This window comes from Mesorhizobium sp. M7A.F.Ca.US.008.03.1.1, assembly GCF_003997495.1.
In the GTDB taxonomy this organism is placed as follows: Bacteria; Pseudomonadota; Alphaproteobacteria; order Rhizobiales; family Rhizobiaceae; genus Mesorhizobium.
In genome coordinates this window covers 76,588-94,799 of the sequence record NZ_RZRU01000010.1, presented here as the reverse complement: position 1 = coordinate 94,799, position 18,212 = coordinate 76,588, and the positions used below count along the sequence as shown (strand labels likewise).

Annotated in this window: 11 protein-coding genes and 6 pseudogenes; 12 read left to right on the top strand and 5 right to left on the bottom strand. The window is 60.2% G+C overall.

Going from position 1 to position 18,212, the window contains the following annotated elements; genetic code table 11:
• The first annotated feature begins 330 nt into the window (after positions 1–330).
• Both EOA16_RS15895 and EOA16_RS15890 read left to right on the top strand, forming a co-directional pair.
• Complete coding sequence (locus EOA16_RS15895) at positions 331–1,518, top strand: M20 aminoacylase family protein (RefSeq protein ID WP_063169331.1); 1,188 nt, start codon at positions 331–333, stop codon at positions 1,516–1,518.
• Between the two features lie 79 nt (positions 1,519–1,597).
• Positions 1,598–3,031, top strand: coding sequence for an amidase (locus EOA16_RS15890; RefSeq protein WP_063169332.1), 1,434 nt, complete (start codon positions 1,598–1,600; stop codon positions 3,029–3,031).
• Positions 3,032–3,839: 808 nt separating this feature from the next.
• Here EOA16_RS15890 and EOA16_RS33515 read toward each other — a convergent pair.
• Positions 3,840–4,145 (bottom strand): hypothetical protein, encoded by a 306-nt coding sequence (locus EOA16_RS33515; RefSeq protein WP_164548505.1) that lies wholly within the window; start codon positions 4,143–4,145, stop codon positions 3,840–3,842.
• Positions 4,146–4,147: 2 nt separating this feature from the next.
• Here EOA16_RS33515 and EOA16_RS15880 point away from each other — a divergent pair, with 2 nt between their 5' ends.
• From EOA16_RS15880 to EOA16_RS15870, 3 genes and pseudogenes are all read left to right on the top strand, one after another.
• Positions 4,148–4,477, top strand: coding sequence for an ATP-binding protein (locus EOA16_RS15880; RefSeq protein ID WP_272482847.1), 330 nt, complete (start codon positions 4,148–4,150; stop codon positions 4,475–4,477).
• A gap of 771 nt (positions 4,478–5,248) precedes the next feature.
• Complete coding sequence (locus EOA16_RS15875) at positions 5,249–6,256, top strand: ATP-grasp domain-containing protein (protein WP_063169333.1); 1,008 nt, start codon at positions 5,249–5,251, stop codon at positions 6,254–6,256.
• Positions 6,257–6,444: 188 nt separating this feature from the next.
• Positions 6,445–6,725: pseudogene (locus EOA16_RS15870) on the top strand (integrase core domain-containing protein); the annotation flags it as partial.
• A gap of 48 nt (positions 6,726–6,773) precedes the next feature.
• On the opposite strand, the gene EOA16_RS33170 reads toward EOA16_RS15870, so the two are convergent.
• Complete coding sequence (locus EOA16_RS33170; RefSeq protein ID WP_224570036.1) at positions 6,774–6,908, bottom strand: IS110 family transposase; 135 nt, start codon at positions 6,906–6,908, stop codon at positions 6,774–6,776.
• Positions 6,909–7,222: 314 nt separating this feature from the next.
• On the opposite strand from EOA16_RS33170, the pseudogene EOA16_RS15860 reads away from it, so the two are divergent.
• From EOA16_RS15860 to EOA16_RS15835, 7 genes and pseudogenes are all read left to right on the top strand, one after another.
• A pseudogene (locus EOA16_RS15860) lies at positions 7,223–8,427 on the top strand (IS110 family transposase).
• Positions 8,428–8,792: 365 nt separating this feature from the next.
• Positions 8,793–9,227, top strand: a complete 435-nt coding sequence (locus EOA16_RS15855) for a transposase (protein ID WP_063169336.1) — start codon at positions 8,793–8,795, stop codon at positions 9,225–9,227.
• Positions 9,224–9,576: pseudogene (gene tnpB, locus EOA16_RS15850) on the top strand (IS66 family insertion sequence element accessory protein TnpB). Before EOA16_RS15855 ends, tnpB begins: the two are co-directional and overlap by 4 nt.
• A gap of 69 nt (positions 9,577–9,645) precedes the next feature.
• A pseudogene (locus EOA16_RS15845) lies at positions 9,646–10,963 on the top strand (IS66 family transposase); the annotation flags it as partial.
• Positions 10,964–11,012: 49 nt separating this feature from the next.
• Positions 11,013–11,315, top strand: a complete 303-nt coding sequence (locus tag EOA16_RS32665) for a hypothetical protein (RefSeq protein ID WP_063169337.1) — start codon at positions 11,013–11,015, stop codon at positions 11,313–11,315.
• Positions 11,302–13,365 carry a recombinase family protein gene (locus EOA16_RS15840; protein WP_063169338.1) on the top strand — a complete coding sequence of 688 codons (2,064 nt, stop codon included), beginning with the start codon at positions 11,302–11,304 and terminating at the stop codon, positions 13,363–13,365. Before EOA16_RS32665 ends, EOA16_RS15840 begins: the two co-directional genes overlap by 14 nt.
• A gap of 28 nt (positions 13,366–13,393) precedes the next feature.
• A pseudogene (locus EOA16_RS15835) lies at positions 13,394–13,586 on the top strand (transposase domain-containing protein); the annotation flags it as partial.
• A gap of 44 nt (positions 13,587–13,630) precedes the next feature.
• Here the strand turns inward: EOA16_RS15835 and EOA16_RS33165 are convergent.
• From EOA16_RS33165 to EOA16_RS15820, 3 genes and pseudogenes are all read right to left on the bottom strand, one after another.
• Positions 13,631–13,968, bottom strand: a pseudogene (locus EOA16_RS33165) (IS110 family transposase); the annotation flags it as partial.
• An 88-nt stretch (positions 13,969–14,056) separates the two neighbouring features.
• Entirely contained in the window at positions 14,057–15,823 is a 1,767-nt protein-coding gene (locus tag EOA16_RS15825; protein ID WP_245455949.1) for a CocE/NonD family hydrolase, read from the bottom strand.
• Between the two features lie 498 nt (positions 15,824–16,321).
• Entirely contained in the window at positions 16,322–18,055 is a 1,734-nt protein-coding gene (locus EOA16_RS15820; protein ID WP_245455948.1) for a CocE/NonD family hydrolase, read from the bottom strand.
• Positions 18,056–18,212 lie beyond the last annotated feature (157 nt).

The window sequence follows — 18,212 nt, the reverse complement described above, 5'->3', positions numbered from 1 at the left end:
TCCTATTTTGAATGGTCCCGCATATATACCAGGGCACCTCCTCTCAGCCTGCAGGTGTTATGCGCCAATGACCAAAAAACGATGATATTCTGCGGGACCAAGGCGCCCTTCGCGCAACCAAGCTCTTTGGCACTTGCTACATTCTGGGCGGAGCGGAATTCAGGATTGTCGGTCCCCGGCTAATTGGAGCGGCTTCAGTCGGCGGAATAGCTGGGGTGCCTACGTCGCACAGAGGATGCTGTGCTCCCGGCAGCGCGGAAACGGGTCTCCCGGCTCTCGCAAGGACAAAGCGTGAAATTCGCCTGCAACCGGCAAGAAAGGAAAGTCCCCGTGGCAATTCTCAATAGCGTCGCAGAGTTTCTCCCCGAGATAGTGGCTTGGCGCCGGGACATCCATGCACATCCCGAACTGGGCTTCGACATCCCCCGTACTTCGGCATTTGTCGCCGAGCGCCTGCGCGAATTCGGCTGCGACGCCGTCGCGACCGGCATCGGCAAAACCGGCGTCGTTGGCGTCATCAAGGGCAACGGCGTCGTGAGCGACGGTAACCCAAAGGTTATCGGATTGCGCGCTGACATGGATGCGCTGCCGATCAACGAAGCGACCGATCTGCCCTATGCGTCCAAGAACAAGGGCTTGATGCATGCGTGTGGGCATGACGGCCACACCGCGATGCTGTTGGGTGCCGCGCGCTATCTTGCCGATACTCGGAATTTCGCTGGAACGGCGGTCATGATCTTCCAACCTGCCGAGGAGATCGGTACCGGCGCCGTTGCCATGCTAGATGACGGTTTGATGGAGCGGTTCGGCATCGAGCACATCTACGGAATGCACAATCGTCCGGGCTTGCCGGTAGGTGTCTTCGGAATCCGGCAAGGTCCAGTGATGGCGGCAACTGATAGCATAGAAATTAGCATTGAAGGGCGAGGGGGGCACCCTGGAAGGCCTCATGAATGCATCGATCCGATTCTGGTCGGCGCTCAGCTTGTGACGGCCCTGCAGCATATCCTGGCTCAGAACATTGACCCTGTCGACTCGGCAGGAATTTCGTTCCACCAGTTCCAGTCCGGGCAGAGACTAGTCCCCGTCGTTCCGCAAACAGCGGAGTTGGTGGGCACCATGCGGACGCTAAAGCCGGAGGTGCGCAAGTTCGTGAAGGAGCGGGTGGGCGAAGTGGTCGCCGGCATCGCCCAGATAACCGGCGCGAAGATAGATATTAAATTTCAGAGCTTCGACGCAATTCTCTTCAATGAGGTCCAGCAGACCGACCTTGCGAGAAGCGCGGCCAAGGGCGTGGCCGGTGAAAACAATGTGCTCGAGACGCCACCGGTAATGGGGGGGGAAGATTTCTCCTTCCTGGCGCAGGCGCGGCCGGGTGCTTTCGTCTGGTGCGGGAACGGTGACAGCGCCGGCCTGCATCACCCTGCCTACAATTTCAACGACGAGGCGATTCCTTATGGAACATCGTACTGGATCAAGCTCGTAGAGAACACGTTGGGATCCCGTCCGACGTCTTGATGATCGGTCTGACAAGGGCCGCAGAACGAATGAATAACTGCCGTCTTATGCCAGGCTTGAATGTAGCGGACCTCGTAAAATGAAAACTCGTTCATCCGTGCCAACATCTCTTGAGGGTCTGTCGGCGTGCGAATGCCTGGAACTCTACCGAAGGCGGCAGCTCTCGCCTGTTGAAGTCGTCGATGACTGTCTCAGCCGCATCGACGCCAACAACCCGGCGCTGAACGCATTTTGCCTCGTCGACCACGAAGGGGCCAGGTCTGCTGCCCGGGCCTCGGAGGGTCGATGGATGAAGGGGGAACCAGCCGGAGTACTAGATGGCATTCCGGCCACCATCAAAGACCTCACCTTGACACGAGGCTGGCCGACAAGACGTGGCTCATTGTCCGGCAGCACCGAGGGACCCTGGACTGAAGACGCCCCTGTTCCAGCCCGTATCCGTGAGACCGGTGGCGTTATCCTGGGCAAGACAACCACTCCAGAATTTGGCTGGAAAGGGGTAACAGACAGCCCGGTCTACGGGATCACCCGCAATCCCTGGAATCCTGACCTGACACCAGGCGGGTCGTCGGGAGGGGCGGCAGTTGCGGCTGCGCTCAACCTTGGCTTTCTTCATCAGGGTAGCGACGGCGGGGGATCAATCCGGATACCGGCGAGCTTCACGGGGACCTTCGGCTTCAAGCCAACCTTCGGCATCGTTCCGCAATGGCCAGCTAGCGCCATGACAACGCTGTCTCATTTGGGGCCGGTGACCCGCACCGTTGCGGATGCGATCCTGATGATGAATGTGATTGCACGAAAGGACGCTCGCGATGGCTATGCGGGTCCGGCGTACCTAGGTCTCGACCCCGATCCAGCAAAGACCACCATCAGGGGCCTGCGGATCGGCTACAGTCGGAACCTCGGCTATGTCAAGGTGGCGCGAGATATCCAAAACGTTACCGATAATGCGATCGACCAGCTTCGAGCTCTTGGGGCCGAGGTGGCCGAAGTCAATCCGGGATTTGCGGATCCGGTGGAGGTGTTTTCTACATTCTGGTTCGCTGGCGCCGCCCGTATTGTGTCACGAATGAACAAACAGCAAAGACAATTACTAGATCCTGGCTTTCTGGAAGGTGCCGAACGCGGGCTGAAGATCACCCTTACCGAATTTCAGGAAGCTGAGGCGATGCGGTTCGAGCTCTCCGCTCTGATGGCGAAGTTCCACGAAAATTACGATCTCTTGGTCACACCGACGATGCCTATCGCGCCGTTCCCCGTCGGGCGAAATGTGCCGGATGATAGTTACAAGGGGTGGGTGGACTGGACGCCCTTCACCTACCCTTTCAACTTGACCCAGCAACCAGCAGCATCGATTCCATCGGGCCTGGATGATCAAGGGCTGCCCGTCGGGCTACAACTGGTCGGCGCGCGCTATTCCGACACCTCCGTCCTAGCCGCGGCATATACGATCGAAAGTCGCCTGGGGCTTCCTTCTTTCGCGAGGAGCAGATTCCACGCTGCCACCCCTTAAAACTTGAGACTGCCGCGCTCAAGCACCTGACGGCCTCCAAGCGGTCAAGCCACGGACGCGAATGTCATTCGATAAAGGGGCGCGGCGTCATAGATGGGCAGTCCTGTCCTACGACGGATTGCTGACGTCACCATCGGGGACAATGTACATTCAAATAGGAGTGCGTCAATCTTGGGATGTGCGGCGCGAAGTCGCGACACAGACTGCAACCCGGGGACTCCATTTCGGTAACACTAGCCGGCCGCGTATTACCTTCGATGCCGCCGATGGCTACTCTTGCCCCTGCGGATGAATCCATGCCCAGCAGCTCTTCGCCGCAGTGTCTTGAGTCTGCGGCCAGACGGCGAGCTTTGCGCCGGCCGGAAGCTGCCGGAGGAGCGTGGGCGCCAGTAGCAGGCTCGACATGGCCACGGGAAGTTTGACAGACGTGGCCAGTGCAGCCTGGCACCAGATACTGAAGCCGCAGTCCCTGGTTATCGCGACGGCTCCGCGCTCAACCAACCGCCTGGCAGCTGCAATGTAGGCCGGCTCGAGAGAGGCATCGCCAGGACTGACCCTCTCCGCCAAAGCCCCGGCCGCGGTCTCTATTATAATTGGGAAGTCGAAGTTGCCGGGTTGAAGACCGACCCCGATGCGGTGGCGGAAATTCACCAGGGCGCAAGTCCGATCTCCAGCCTGTGATTTTTGCAACACTGGCCATCCAATGAGGATCCAACTGCCGTCTGATCGTGACAATTCAGCTGCGTCAAATGCCTTTGCCGCCAAGATGGCGCGTATCGTCAGGTTGTGCTGACCAAGCTGGGACGCTCTACGAGCGCAGGAATCCTGCATTCGCCTGACGCTTCCGGCTCGGTTGCAAGGCTCGGGAATAGTAATGACGAAACAGTGGATCAGCACGCCGTAAGCCCAGTGCAAAAAATGCGGGCTTCGTGCCGAACCTTTTTTTGGAACGGCGGGCGCGGATCTCATCATTGAGATTACCGGAAAGCCTGTCCGGACTTTTCCGAAGCCGCACTGTTATCCTGTTCGAGAGCGACGCATCGATGGTTCCTTTCCCCGCCTCATCGACAAGCTCACCCGTGTCCACTTGGCTCATCCACGACGACTTCGGCAACCATGCTCTCTCCGATCAGCAGCGCTTCCACCTCTTCGAAAATCGTCGAGGAGCGCTATCAGAGAAAATCCACCCTGATCACCGCCCAGGTCCCCGTGGCAAGCTGGCACGACCTTATTAACGACAGCACGGTCGCCGACGCTATACACGACCGCTCGTGCACAATGCACACCGCATCGCCCTTCAGGGCGAGAGCATCCGAAGAAAAAAGCCTCGGCCCTCTTGACCGACTCCGAGAACACCGAAATCAATCAGCCCTACAGCAACCAGGCTGCCGAGGACCAACCTCGACGAACTGTCGGACTTTTGTGAAAACGCTGTCCGGGAATTAGCGGAATCGCTGTCCAGCTTTTGAAGCGCGCAATAACACTATGGCCGTCATCGAAATGAGCAAGGCGAAGTGCTGATTGCCGCGTTTGTTCCGGGATTAAGCGCCAGCCTCTCAAGAAGATTTATGCCGACTCGCCATCATTGTTGAAACTGCTGCAGCGCTCGCACGTTGAAGCCGGCCAGGCCGGGCATACGATTATGCGGATCGCCTTCGCCCAACTTCAATTCTGGACGCCAGGGCTCGATGTAAGGGACCGGCGAGCGTCAAAAGACTGCGGATGGGTCGCCGCTCGTCCCCTGGGATACGATCTCTGTCGGATTTTGTCGCGCCTGCGACATAGTGGTTGTGCGGGCCAGTTTAGTACCTGATATGACCGTAAGTTTGATATCAAACTCAAAGCACTGGCCGACGTGCATTTTGCGAGGTTGGCACGGTTTTTGAAGCGATCATTTCGCGTCGGAGCGCTCTCATCCGCCGGTTATCATCTGTTTTGGCATAAACCCTGCATAAGGCTTTATTGATGGTACCGCAACCCAACTCGCCGTCTTTCGAGCTACTTGGGCAAAAAGAGCACCGCCAGCGGAAAGGGTCGGGAACCGGAGAGGGAACCGGGTGGTGGACCTATGTTTGTGGAGGGGGTTGTGAAAAGGGTCAGCCATGGTGCTTCGAGCCTCTTGTACTCGTGCAGGTCGTCAATGTTGATATAGCGGTTGGCCTCCATCCAGTTTTCATTGGTTTCGTGACAGCAGACAAACGTCAAAGGAGATAGCTCATGCGAGTAGCCATCGTAACGAACAGTGATTTCAACGGTGTGATTAACCGGTTCGGTCAGCCTTGTCCGCAGCCGCCGCAGCCTTGGCCGCATAGCGGCACGTTGGAAGATGTGGTGGCGGCACTTCAAGAGGGCGGCCACGAGACGGTAGTGTGTGAAGGCGATAAAGGACTGCTCGCCAGTCTCGAGCGGTTCATGCCACCTGATCCGCAAGGTCGCCCCTCGGGAATGGTCTTCAACTTGGCGGAGGGAATTCAGGGCGAAAAGCGTTACACTCATGTTCCTGCCATGCTTGAGATGGCCGGTGTTCCATACACTGGATGTAGCCCCTTCGGGATTGGGCTGACGGGAGACAAAGTCATTACCAAAATGCTCATCCGCGATCAGGGCGTGCCGACTCCGAACTTTCGCGTGATGCGTCGCGGCACCGAGAACACCGGCGACCTGAGATTCCCAGTGGTAGTGAAGCCGCGGGAGGAGGACTGCAGCTTCGGATTGCAGATCATACATGAACACTCTAAGTTGCGGCAGGCCGTCGAAGTGATCGTCACGCAGCATGCTCAGGATGCGCTAGTGGAGGAATACATCGAGGGGCGGGAAATCTGCGTTGCGTTGCTCGGAAACGGGGAGCCCGAAGTTTTGCCTCTAGTGGAGCAGGACTTCGGTGACCGCGAAACGCGTGTTATGAATTGGGATGCGAAGTACGTGGCGGCCGCAGCGGTGCCCAAGATTTGCCCGGCGAAAATCGAGAGCGGGCTTGAGACGATGTTACGGGATATTTCGGTTGCGACCTTCCGTGCCTGCCACTGCCGGGACTATGCCCGCGTCGATTTCCGGATCGATCGCTCAGGCCAACCGTTTGTCCTAGAGATGAACTCGGTGCCGGCCCTTGGTATACACTCCAGTTATGGCACAGCTGCAACGGCCGGCGGACACAGCTTCGTAAGCTTGATCAATCGCATCCTCAATGTCGCCCACACCCGCTATTTCGGAATCGGCGTCTCATAGTGGATTGATCGGATCAAAAGAGTCCGATTTCGGGATTCCGTTTTGCGGTTTGGCGTGCGAGTTAGATGCATGCGCAATAGCATCCCCCTTCACCGTTTTGGCCAGCGACCGTCAGCGCCTGCAAGCGCTCGTCGCGGCGCCAGGAAGCCCGCAAGCACGTTCGGGGGCCGCATCGTCGCGCTGTGCTTCGAACCACGAAGCCAAAGCATACTTGGACCACCGGCTAGGTCGAGCGAATGAACCGCACCATCAAGGACGCGACGGGCAAGCGTTTCCACTACGACGATCATGACCAACTGCGTCGGCATCTTGCCGACTTTGTTGCGGCCTACAAATTTCGGCCGCAGGCTGAAGGCCCTCAAAGGTCTCACCCTACGAGTTCATCTGCAAGGCATGGGCTTCCCAGCCCGAGCGCTTCACTCTCAATCCGCTCCACCAAATGCCTGGACTTGTCTATTCGGCGTGTTGAAGTCAATCCCATTCAAGCTTCCTAGGCTGACCTGCCGACGCGATTATCCTAGCCTGATTGATGTAACCGCGGCGTCAAACCGAGATACGGCCCCACGTCCTTCGAATTCCTGAAGGGGGCAGGAATATCGACCGTGGCGTTGAAACCCAGTGCAACGATAGGGCCGACGCCCAGCACGGTCATCAACCGCCTGCAAACCGTGTCACCCCTCACGATCGACAACAGTCTTTCGTGTAGCACCGTGAACTGCTCGCAAAGTTTCCGACGGGCGGTGAGCAACGTCTCCATGATGTCTCGAGTTCCGGAATGTCACCGGAAGGGTCCCGGATGCGATCCGCGAATTTGCCGGCCGTCGACAATGCCAACTTTGAGACCGAAGTTACGAAACAGGCCACGGATGTCGTTCTCGATGGCGATGGCCTTTTCCTGAAGCGACTTGAGGGCCGTCAGCAGCGCCCGGCGATTCTGGGTCGTCAGCGTCTTGACAGTAAGACCGTATGTCCGCCTCTGCCGATGAGGTGGCTCGCCCTACACTGCGCGTCCGAGGGTTGCTCGGACGGGCCGAGCCGATCCTCACCACAGGAGGACGAGCCGTGGCGGATTATAGAGAAGCATTTGTCGGAATCGATGTTGCGAAGCTTAAGAACGCTATTGCGATTGCGGAGGCAGGCCGGGAAGGAGAGGTTCGGTTCTTCGGTGAGGTCGACGCGTCGGCGACCAGCATGCGGCGGGTCATAGGCCGGATCGCCAGCCGCTTTGATTACGTGCATTTCTGCTATGAGGCTGGGCCGACCGGGTACGGCCTTTATCGCCTGATCCGGTCGCTCGGGCACGAGTGCACCGTGGTTGCACCATCATTGATACCAAGGAAGCCCGGCGATCGGGTGAAGACGAACCGTCGAGACGCCATTTCCCTTGCCCGACTATTGCGCGCCGGCGAGCTGACCGCGGTGTGGGTTCCCGATGAAGGGCACGAGTCCATACGGGATCTTGTTCGCGCGCGGGCGGGCGCGGTCGAGACGCTGCGGGTCCATCGCCAGCAGGTGAGCGCATTCATGCTCAAGCACGGCCGTAGCTATCCGCGAAAGAAGAGCTGGACGATGCGCTATCTACGCTGGCTTCAGGAACAAGGTTCGATCATCCCGCGCATCAGATCGCACTCCAGGAGATGGTCGAGGCGGTGCGCGTCTCGAAAGAGCGGGTCGAGCGGCTGGAGCGTGTGATCGAAGAGTTCGTCCCGGCCTGGTCGCTGGCACCGATCGTGTGGGCGCTTCAGACATTGCGTGGGGTAGACCTAATTGTCGCCGTGACGTTCGTCACCGAAGTCGGCGACGCCAGCCGGTTCGAAAGCCCACGCCAGCTCATGGGATATCTCGGTCGGGTCCCCGGCGAGCGCTCAACCGGGGAGACAGTCCGGCGCGGCGGCATCACAAAGGCAGGCAACGGTCGGGTTCGCCACATGTTGGTCGAGAGCGCCTGGACCTATCGACATCCGCCCAAGGTCGGGAAGGCGAAGCTATACCGGTTGGAGCAGGCGTCACCGAAGGTGCGTGAGATCGCCTGGAAGGCGCAGTCCCGCCTGACAGCCCGCTACCGCATGCTGAGCGCTCGGGGCAAACGGACAACGGTCGTCTGCACCGCGATCGCCCGTGAACTGGTCGGCTTTATGTGGGCAGTCGCAAGGGAGGCGCGCGTCACCTGATCGCTCGCCGCGATGGCGCACATATCGCGCATGGGCGGAGGCGGGACCACGGCAGGGGAATGCCCGTCAGACGCTTTGTGGCCGGCAAATCGACCGACGCCCGCAGTAAGATAGGAACAGCCCCGGACGCACAATCGGGAATGCGGTAGCCAACCCGCGCATCAGAGCTTGATCACCGACGTCCTTCAGTTCCGCCTCCCCACCCATGCGCGATCATCAGAATGAGCAGCCGTTCCTCGGATCGGGCGACCTCATGCGTTCCAAACCTTGACAGCGGACATCAGAGCGGTGTTTCCGGACCACCTTTCGGGAGTGGTCGCGATCTGTGAGGTTGCCGATCCTGTATTGGGATCGGAGATCGGCTTGTGTCTGGACTTGACCTTACGCTTGACCCGGAGCGGCAGCTTCGGCGTTTCGAGGTGATCAACGGTGCCGGCGGTCGGCGTCACTGGTCGGTGGATGACAAGGCGCGGATCATCGCAGAGACGCTGGAGCCGAATGCGATCATTTCCGAGGTCGCCCGCCGTTATGGTCTCAGGCCGCAGCAGGTCTTCGCCTGGCGCCGCGAAGCGCGCAAACAGGCCGCTTCGGTGCAGCAAGATTCTCCTGCCTTTGTGCCGGCGGTTGTGGCGGCGGCGGAACCTGCAGCCAGCCGTTCACCGAAGCAGCGGAAACGGCAAGCCACCCGAGATGCCGGCATGATCGAGCTTGAGATCGACGGCATCGCGATGCGCGTCGGCCGGGGCGCCGATACCAAGACGGTGGCCGCAGTGATCCGCGCGCTGAAGGCGACGTCGTGATCGGGCCGACGGGTGCGGTCAAGGTCATGGTGGCGACGAAGCCCGTCGACTTCCGCAAGGGTGCGGAGGGATTGGCGGCGCTGGTGCGAGAGACAATGGGGGCCGATCCGTTCAGCGGGGCCGTCTACGTCTTCCGGGCGAAGCGGACTGACCGGATCAAGCTGATCTTCTGGGATGGCACCGGGGTTTGCCTGCTAAGCGTTTGGAGGATGGGGAGTTCCGCTGGCCGAAAGTGCATGACGGCATGATGCGGCTGACGGCCGCGCAGCTCTCGGCGCTACTCGAAGGTCTCGACTGGCGGCGAGTCCATGAGGCGCGCCGGACCCGCGTGCCAGCCCAGGCGGGCTGACCCGCGACGAAGTGAATCAGCCTAGATTCCGCTGTCGCGGGCTGTCGGCGAATATGGTCTGATCCGTTCATGGCGATGACGGCTGACCAGCTTCCCGACGATCCGGACGCGCTGAAGGCGATGGTCCTGGCGCACGACGTCGAGAATGCCCGTCTGATTCAGATCATCAAGGAATTGCAGCGTCACCGCTTCGGCCGGCGTGCCGAGACGCTCCCCGAGGATCAATTGCTGCTGGGGCTCGAAGAGGCGGAGCAGATCGAGGCCGCCGGTGAGGAAGAGAAGGAGCAATCTGCTCCCGCCGAGCGGCAAGCAAAGGCCACGAGGCGCCGGGCCAACCGGGGCGCGCTGCCACCCCATCTGCCGCGCGTGGAGATGGTCGTCGACATCGAGGACCATGCCTGCCCATGCTGCCGCAATGGCTTGCATCGGATCGGCGAGGACGTGAGCGAGCGGCTCGACATCGTTCCGGCGCAGCTGCGTGTAATCGTCGTGCGCCGGCCCAAATATGCCTGCCGCGCCTGCGAGGACGTCGTGGTTCAGGCTTCCGGCGCCGGCCCGGCTGATCGAGGGTGGTCTTCCGACCGAGGCAACGGTCGCCCAGGTGCTGGTCTCAAAATATGCCGATCACCTTCCGCTCTATCGTCAGGCGCAAATCTACGCCCGGCAGGGTATCAATCTCGATCGCTCTACGCTCGCCGACTGGGTCGGCCGCGCCGCCTGGCACCTGCGTCCGGTGCATGAGCGGCTGCTTGGCAAGCTGAAGTCCTCGGCAAAACTCTTCGCCGACGAGACGACCGCGCCGGTGCTCGATCCCGGCCGCGGCAAGACTAAGACAGGTCAACTCTGGGCCTATGCCCGCGATGACCGACGATGGGAGGGGAGCGACCCGCCGGGCGTCGCCTATGTCTATGCGCCGGACCGAAAGGCCGAGCGTCCGATCGCTCATCTCGCAGGCTTCACCGGAATCTTGCAGGTCGACGGCTATGGCGGCTATCGCGTGCTGGCCGACAAAAGCGGCGTCACGCTCGCCTTCTGCTGGGCGCATGTCCGTCGGCGCTTTTATGAACTGGCAGCAGCCGGTCCCGCGCCGATCGCCAGTGACGCGCTGAGACGGATCGCCGAACTCTACAAGATCGAGGATGACATCCGTGGCCGATCGGCCAACGAGCGCCGCGCGATGCGTCAGGACAAAAGCCGCGCCATCGTCGCCGATCTCGAACCCTGGCTGCGTGAGAAGCTCGGCCTGATCAGTCAGAAGACCAAGCTCGCAGAGGCAATCCGCTACACGCTCTCACGCTGGGAAGGCCTCTCGCACTTCCTTGACGACGGCCGCATCGAGATCGACAGCAACACCGTCGAACGCTCGATCCGTCCGATCGCAATCTCGGGGTCATTCTGCCCATGTTGGGCAGGAGGTCGAAGTCCCGTGCGCAGCAATGGATCTGGGCTCCCCGCGCGCGTCGCTTGCTGCACTGCTTGAACTGAACAAGCTCTTGATCCAGCGCCGTTTCCGGCGAGGCTCTCCGGATGGTTTCATCATCGGGGAGACTCAAAATGAGAACCTTGCCGCCACCGACACGATCTCTCGTGATCGTTCGCCAGCTCAGCATGCGCTCGACTCGCACAAGCTAGTCGGGCTGAGCGCAGCGCAACGAACGATCGTGATCGCCCGGCTCGCCAATGTGCTGATGGCCGCCGCCGGTATCGTGACGGAGGAGAGCCGCGATGACGAGCCGTAATCTGATTCCGGCCACCATCCTCAAGCGCAAGGCCGTTGTCTATGTACGTCAGTCCACGCAGGCGCAAGTGCAGCTCAATCTTGAGAGCCAGCGTCGGCAATATGAGCTGGTCGACGTCGCGCGGCGCTGGGGATTCCGCAAGGTTGAGGTGATCGACGAGGACTTGGGACGCACCGCAAGTGGAGCTGTGGAACGTCCCGGTTTCGAACGCCTGGTCGACGATCTGTGCACCGGTCATGTGGGCGCTGTGCTTTGCCTGGAGGCGTCCCGCCTGTCTCGCAACGGACCGGACTGGCATCGGCTGCTCGAGTTGTGCGGCGAAGTCGATGCACGGGTGATCGATCTGGACGGAGTCTACGATCCGGGACTGCCGAACGATCGCCTGCTGCTCGGCATGAAGGGGAGCATAAGCGAGTTCGAACTCGGGGTGCTGCGTGCTCGCATGTACGAAGCTGACCGCGCCAAGGCACAGCGCGGCGAACTGCGCATCTCTGTGCCCTTCGGCTACGTCTGGCACCGGGATTACGGTCTCGGGTTCGATCCCGATATACGCCTGCAGGAGACCATTCGCCTGATATTCGCGCGTTTCCGCGAACTCGGCAGTGCCCGCCAGGTCCTGATCTCGATGATCGACGATGGCGTGCATTTCCCCAGACCCTCCGACGGCAAGAAGATGGTGTCCTTCGCCTGGGTTCCGGTCCGCTACCGCAACGTGATCTCCGTCCTGAAGAACCCGTTCTACGCCGGCGCTTATGTCTATGGTAAGAGCGAGAAGCGCACCGAGATCGTGGATGGCCGCGTCCGCAAGAGCTATGGTCATTACAAGCCGGCCAGCGATTGGGCGGTGGTGCTCAAGGAGCATCACGAAGGCTATATCGGATGGAGCGAGTACGAACGGAACCAGGAACTTCTCGCCGCCAACGCCTATGGCAAAGCCGGCGGCGTCAAGTCGGGCCGCGGCGGTCGCGCGTTGCTCCCGGGTCTTCTCTCCTGTGGTCGATGCGGGCGAAGACTGGTTGTCACGTATGCCGGACGTGGCCAAGGTTACCCGGTCTATCGTTGCGAGAACACCATGATGGCGCAGGCGCGATGCATGTCGTTCAACGGCTTTCGCACCGATGCGGCGGTGGCCCGCGAAGCCTTGGAGGCGGTTGCGCCGATGGCGATCGAGGCGGCGTTGGAGGCTGAACAGATGCAGCTGGAGAGCGAAGCCAGGCGGCGGCAGATGATCGAGATGGACCTGCAGCAGGCACGCTATGAGGCATCGCTCGCCGAGCGCCGCTACGCCGCCTGCGACCCGGAGAACCGGCTTATAGCGGCCCAGCTCGAGAGGAACTGGGAAGCTAGGCTCAGGCGCGTGGAGACCTGCGAGGCCCGGCTCAGTGAAGTCCAGCGTATGGAGCCTGTCGACGCGATCCCTGACTTCACCGGCCTCGCCCAGGATCTCGAAGCCGCCTGGAATGCGCCGGGTGTCGATATGCGGTTCCGTCAGCAACTGCTGCGCGCGCTCATCAAGGACATTGTGGCGGACGTCGATGACGACGCGCGCGATGTGATCCTGACCATCCATTGGCATGGGGGCCAGCATTCCCAGGTAAGGGTTCGCAAGTCCAAATCCGGAGAGCATGGCCAGAGTACGCCTGAGGAGGCTCTGGCGGTCATGCGATCCATGGCAACGCGATGGTCGGATGCCGAAATCGCCGCCACACTCAACCGCATGGGCATGAAGACGGGTCAGGGAAAGACCTGGACGGCGCGACGCGTCCAATCCCTGCGCACGGTGCACAAGATCAGCGGCTATCGGTCTTCCGACAAGAACGGCGAGTGGCTTACCATGTCGGACGCGGCCGCGAAGCTTGGCGTGTCGCACGTCAAAATCCGCCGGTTCGTCAGGGACGGCATATTACCAGCCGAGCAGGTCATGCGCGGCGCGCCCTACCAGATCCGCGCCAGCGACCTTGAAGATGAACGGATCAAGGCCGATTTGGCGCGCAAATCTCCGCGTATCATCAACGACGATAATCAGAAATCGCTGTTTCCCGCCATTTGAAGAGGGGGTGCATAATGAATCAGTCTTCGCGCTCAACCGCAAGAACGCGCTCTTCGCAGGCTCTGACGGCGGCGCCGAACACTGGGCAGTCATCGCCTCGCTGATCGAAACCTGCAAGCTCAATGGTGTCGAACCGCTCGGCTTATCTCGCCGATGTCCTCACCAGGATCGTCAACGGCCACCCCAACAGCCAGATCGACGATCTCCTGCCTTGGGTCTACATCAACAAGCTCGAGCTCAAGGCCGTGGCCCGAGAATACCGCTTACTCTTGACATGCACGGGCCGGAACAGGTTAACCCGCATATCTGCGCGATGCCGCGAGCATGGTTGCGGTCGGTCTTGTTGACCTGTGCCTTGAGAACGCCTTGGAATGACGGGGCTCGATACAGGTCACGTAGTCCGGCTGCCGCCAGACCAACCATTGGGATAAGGGGCCGGCTTCAAGCCTGATCCGGGCGAGATTCCATGCGGGGTTCTTCAATGCGTCAGCAAGATCGTCCGGATGACTAGCAACCTTCATCTCTCGGCAAATTCGGCGCCCTTCTCACGATGCAAACGGTGGTCTCTTTCACGGAGACGTCCAGTCCGGCATAATTTTTCATGCTGCGCTTCCTTTCCTGATGCTTGTGGCTGTTCACACAGACCACGTTTTGTCATCATCTCGAAGCGCAGCACTTCAAAACAACCCGTTCAAGGCGGGGGGCAAAGCCGAATACCACAATCTAAACACCTAGCGATGCTGTTCAAATTCGCCTTGCCGGCATGGGACCCCATCGCTGTCATCACAGGAAGCAGTACGTGGGAGGGGAACTGCTCGCAGTGATGAATCGTGTTCCGAGCCACTACCCATTCAGTTTCGTCCCAGTTGTTACCTCCCGTATTCAGGTTGCGGTCGAACCGCGGGAAGGCCGAACTAGTGATTTCCAGGCGAATTTGATGGCCGGCCGGAAACCAATTACTTGTGGCGTCGAGATCAATCTCGATTTTGCATATAACGCTCGGTTCCATGAAAACAGCCCGATCAAAGCCCTCGCGATAGCGGACGCGCAGTATCCCGTCCACCACGTCAATCGCACGGCCATCGGGATGTACGTCCAACAGTCTGGCCACGAAGTCCGTGTCCGGGGCCGAAGAAGAGACGAAGAGGACCGCCCGGACAAATCCGGTAACCTCCATGCCCTCTGTGAGGGGCGGTGAAGTGAAGCAGAGGACGTCTGGACGAAGCTGGACGTCCTGGTAATCGCGGGGTCCTATAGTAGTTCCACTTGACTTCCCGCCGTCCATCCCCAAGAACGGCGCCGGATCCCCAGGGTCGTAGGTAAACGTGTCAGCCGGCTCGTCGGCACTCGGAGGCTCTACATCAAGAGTCCCGTCGCCTAGACGGGTCGCGGCATTCCCGCCGCTGCGGAGGAACCAGTGCTGCAGTTCCACACCAAGAGGGGGCCATTCTGAGGCGGCACGCCACTCGTGGCGACCCATCACGTAGTACTGGACGCGGGGCATTCCCTCGATCCGGTCGGGCTTGTCGTTCAGCCAGCAGTCGAACCAGTCCAGGTAGATCTGCCAGCAATCCAGGCGCGCGTCGCCCAGCTCGCGCTCGCCGATAACCGTCGGGGCTTTGAGACTCTCGGTGCCACAATGCGTGGCTGGCGACAGAATGATATGTTGGTGATCGCGTGCCGCCGGGCTCAATCCGCGAGCACTAAAAACGCGCTGCTGGTGAAGCGCGTCGGCAGCCCCCACGTCGTACCACGAGTTCACGAACAGGGCTGGGACGTCGATGGTCGAGTCCTCGCTAAGCATCCCATTCCGATCCCCCCAGGGATCGCCTGGGTCACGCGAGACCCAGTCCTCCCAGTCAGTCGGCGGTCCCCCAAGGCTCTTAAGCATGTTGACGAGCGGCAGCGACGCGAAAGCCCGCTGATACTCCTCATCGCTTTTCGGTTGCACTCGGGACCGGTCCTTCGCTGCGGTTTGGTGGAACCAGGGGACAAACGCGGCAACCTCCACCGCACCGCCGAGACGGAGATCCCCGTTGCGATATCGCCCTCCGGCAGAGCCGTTCGCGCCGCCCGATCCCTGCGCAATTGCGCATCGGTGGGCTGGATGGCACAACTGCGCCAGCAAAACCTGCGCGATACCAAGCGCCGAGCACCCATATGTGCCCACGCGTCCATTCGACCATGGCTGCTGCGAAATCCAGGACAGCGTGTCATAACCGTCGTCCCTTTCATTCTCCATAGGGTATACGCCGCCGGAATCGAAGACTCCACGAAGCTCCTGCACAAGTACGGCGAAGCCTTGTCCAGCAAACATTCTTGCCACTTTGTGGCGAGGCTCAACCGGACAGCGATAGGGCGTCTTACCGTATTGAGTTCGGATAAGGATTGACCCGAGTTCCCCAGTGTAACCAATAGGCCGATACAGGTCCGTGGCGAGCTCAACGCCGTCCCGCATTGGAACGCGCAAGCCGGTCTGCAAAACCACTTCGTATCGCGGCGTTGGCGGTTTAATCGGGCCTAGTTCATTACACACTTCAGAGTGCCTCCCAGACATTGAGACTGATTCAAGATGGAGTGGCCAATTTCGACGGGTCTCAGCATTCTATCTGCACGGTGGTGTGTTCGTCGCATTCACAGTACAACGATGAACTCTGTGCCGTTGCTAAGTTGTTTGAAAAGAAACTCAACCGTGCTTCTCTAGCAGGTCCGGCACTCAATGATGGCGCGTTGCCACCCCAATTTCCCTATTGCTTAAATCAATGTGACAGCGCGCCTACGCCGCTGTGCAAAACATCAATTGTGAGTCTCACCGCCATTATGTGCCGATCCATGGACCCCCATTCCATGCTGATTGACGCGGGCCGATGGGGCAAGCTGCTTGATGTGAGAAGCGACGGGCTCCCCGACCGATCGCAGCTTGTTATCACCGTTTGTTTGAAATAGTGGAGGTAGGCTAGCCAGGCGGCAAGCTGTTCAAATTCGCCTTGCCGGCATGGGACCCCATCGCTGTCATCACAGGAAGCAGTACGTGGGAGGGGAACTGCTCGCAGTGATGAATCGTGTTCCGAGCCACTACCCATTCAGTTTCGTCCCAGTTGTTACCTCCCGTATTCAGGTTGCGGTCGAACCGCGGGAAGGCCGAACTAGTGATTTCCAGGCGAATTTGATGGCCGGCCGGAAACCAATTACTTGTGGCGTCGAGATCAATCTCGATTTTGCATATAACGCTCGGTTCCATGAAAACAGCCCGATCAAAGCCCTCGCGATAGCGGACGCGCAGTATCCCGTCCACCACGTCAATCGCACGGCCATCGGGATGTACGTCCAACAGTCTGGCCACGAAGTCCGTGTCCGGGGCCGAAGAAGAGACGAAGAGGACCGCCCGGACAAATCCGGTAACCTCCATGCCCTCTGTGAGGGGCGGTGAAGTGAAGCAGAGGACGTCTGGACGAAGCTGGACGTCCTGGTAATCGCGGGGTCCTATAGTAGTTCCACTTGACTTCCCGCCGTCCATCCCCAAGAACGGCGCCGGATCCCCAGGGTCGTAGGTAAACGTGTCAGCCGGCTCGTCGGCACTCGGAGGCTCTACATCAAGAGTCCCGTCGCCTAGACGGGTCGCGGCATTCCCGCCGCTGCGGAGGAACCAGTGCTGCAGTTCCACACCAAGAGGGGGCCATTCTGACGCGGCACGCCACTCGTTGCGACCCAACACGTAGTACTGGACGCGGGGCATTCCCTCGATCCGGTCGGGCTTGTCGTTCAGCCAGCAGTCGAACCAGTCCAGGTAGATCTGCCAGCAATCCAGGCGCGCGTCGCCCAGCTCGCGCTCGCCGATAACCGTCGGGGCTTTGAGACTCTCGGTGCCACAATGCGTGGCTGGCGACAGAATGATATGTTGGTGATCGCGTGCCGCCGGGCTCAATCCGCGAGCACTAAAAACGCGCTGCTGGTGAAGCGCGTCGGCAGCCCCCACGTCGTACCACGAGTTCACGAACAGGGCTGGGACGTCGATGGTCGAGTCCTCGCTAAGCATCCCATTCCGATCCCCCCAGGGATCGCCTGGGTCACGCGAGACCCAGTCCTCCCAGTCAGTCGGCGGTCCCCCAAGGCTCTTAAGCATGTTGACGAGCGGCAGCGACGCGAAAGCCCGCTGATACTCCTCATCGCTTTTCGGTTGCACTCGGGACCGGTCCTTCGCTGCGGTTTGGTGGAACCAGGGGACAAACGCGGCAACCTCCACCGCACCGCCGAGACGGAGATCCCCGTTGCGATATCGCCCTCCGGCAGAGCCGTTCGCGCCGCCCGATCCCTGCGCAATTGCGCATCGGTGGGCTGGATGGCACAACTGCGCCAGCAAAACCTGCGCGATACCAAGCGCCGAGCACCCATATGTGCCCACGCGTCCATTCGACCATGGCTGCTGCGAAATCCAGGACAGCGTGTCATAACCGTCGTCCCCTATATGTTCCCTAGCGTATACGCCGCCGGAATCGAAGACGCCACGACGCTCCTGCACAAGTACAGCGAACCCTTGTCCAGCAAACATTCTTGCCACTTTGTGGCGAGGCTCAACCGGACAGCGATAGGGCGTCTTACCGTATGGAGTTCGGATAAGGATTGACCCGAGTTCCCCAGTGTAACCAATAGGCCGATACAGGTCCGTGGCGAGCTCAACGCCGTCCCGCATTGGAACGCGCAAGCCGGTCTGCAAAACCACTTCGTATCGCGGCGTTGGCGGTTTAATCGGGCCTAGTTCATTACACACTTCAGAGTGCCTCCCAGACATTGAGACTGATTCAAGATGGAGTGGCCAATTTCGACGGGTCTCAGCATTCTATCTGCAT

Bases quoted from the DNA above. Each gene is read 5' to 3' on its own strand.
- EOA16_RS15875 (WP_063169333.1), top strand. From the start codon at position 5,249: ATGCGAGTAGCCATCGTAACGAACAGTGATTTCAACGGTGTGATTAAC.
- EOA16_RS15820 (WP_245455948.1), bottom strand. From the start codon at position 18,055: ATGCGGGACGGCGTTGAGCTCGCCACGGACCTGTATCGGCCTATTGGT.
- EOA16_RS32665 (WP_063169337.1), top strand. From the start codon at position 11,013: ATGGATCTGGGCTCCCCGCGCGCGTCGCTTGCTGCACTGCTTGAACTG.
- EOA16_RS15890 (WP_063169332.1), top strand. From the start codon at position 1,598: ATGAAAACTCGTTCATCCGTGCCAACATCTCTTGAGGGTCTGTCGGCG.
- EOA16_RS15880 (WP_272482847.1), top strand. From the start codon at position 4,148: ATGCTCTCTCCGATCAGCAGCGCTTCCACCTCTTCGAAAATCGTCGAG.
- EOA16_RS15840 (WP_063169338.1), top strand. From the start codon at position 11,302: ATGACGAGCCGTAATCTGATTCCGGCCACCATCCTCAAGCGCAAGGCC.
- EOA16_RS15825 (WP_245455949.1), bottom strand. From the start codon at position 15,823: ATGCGGGACGGCGTTGAGCTCGCCACGGACCTGTATCGGCCTATTGGT.
- EOA16_RS33170 (WP_224570036.1), bottom strand. From the start codon at position 6,908: ATGACCGTGCTGGGCGTCGGCCCTATCGTTGCACTGGGTTTCAACGCC.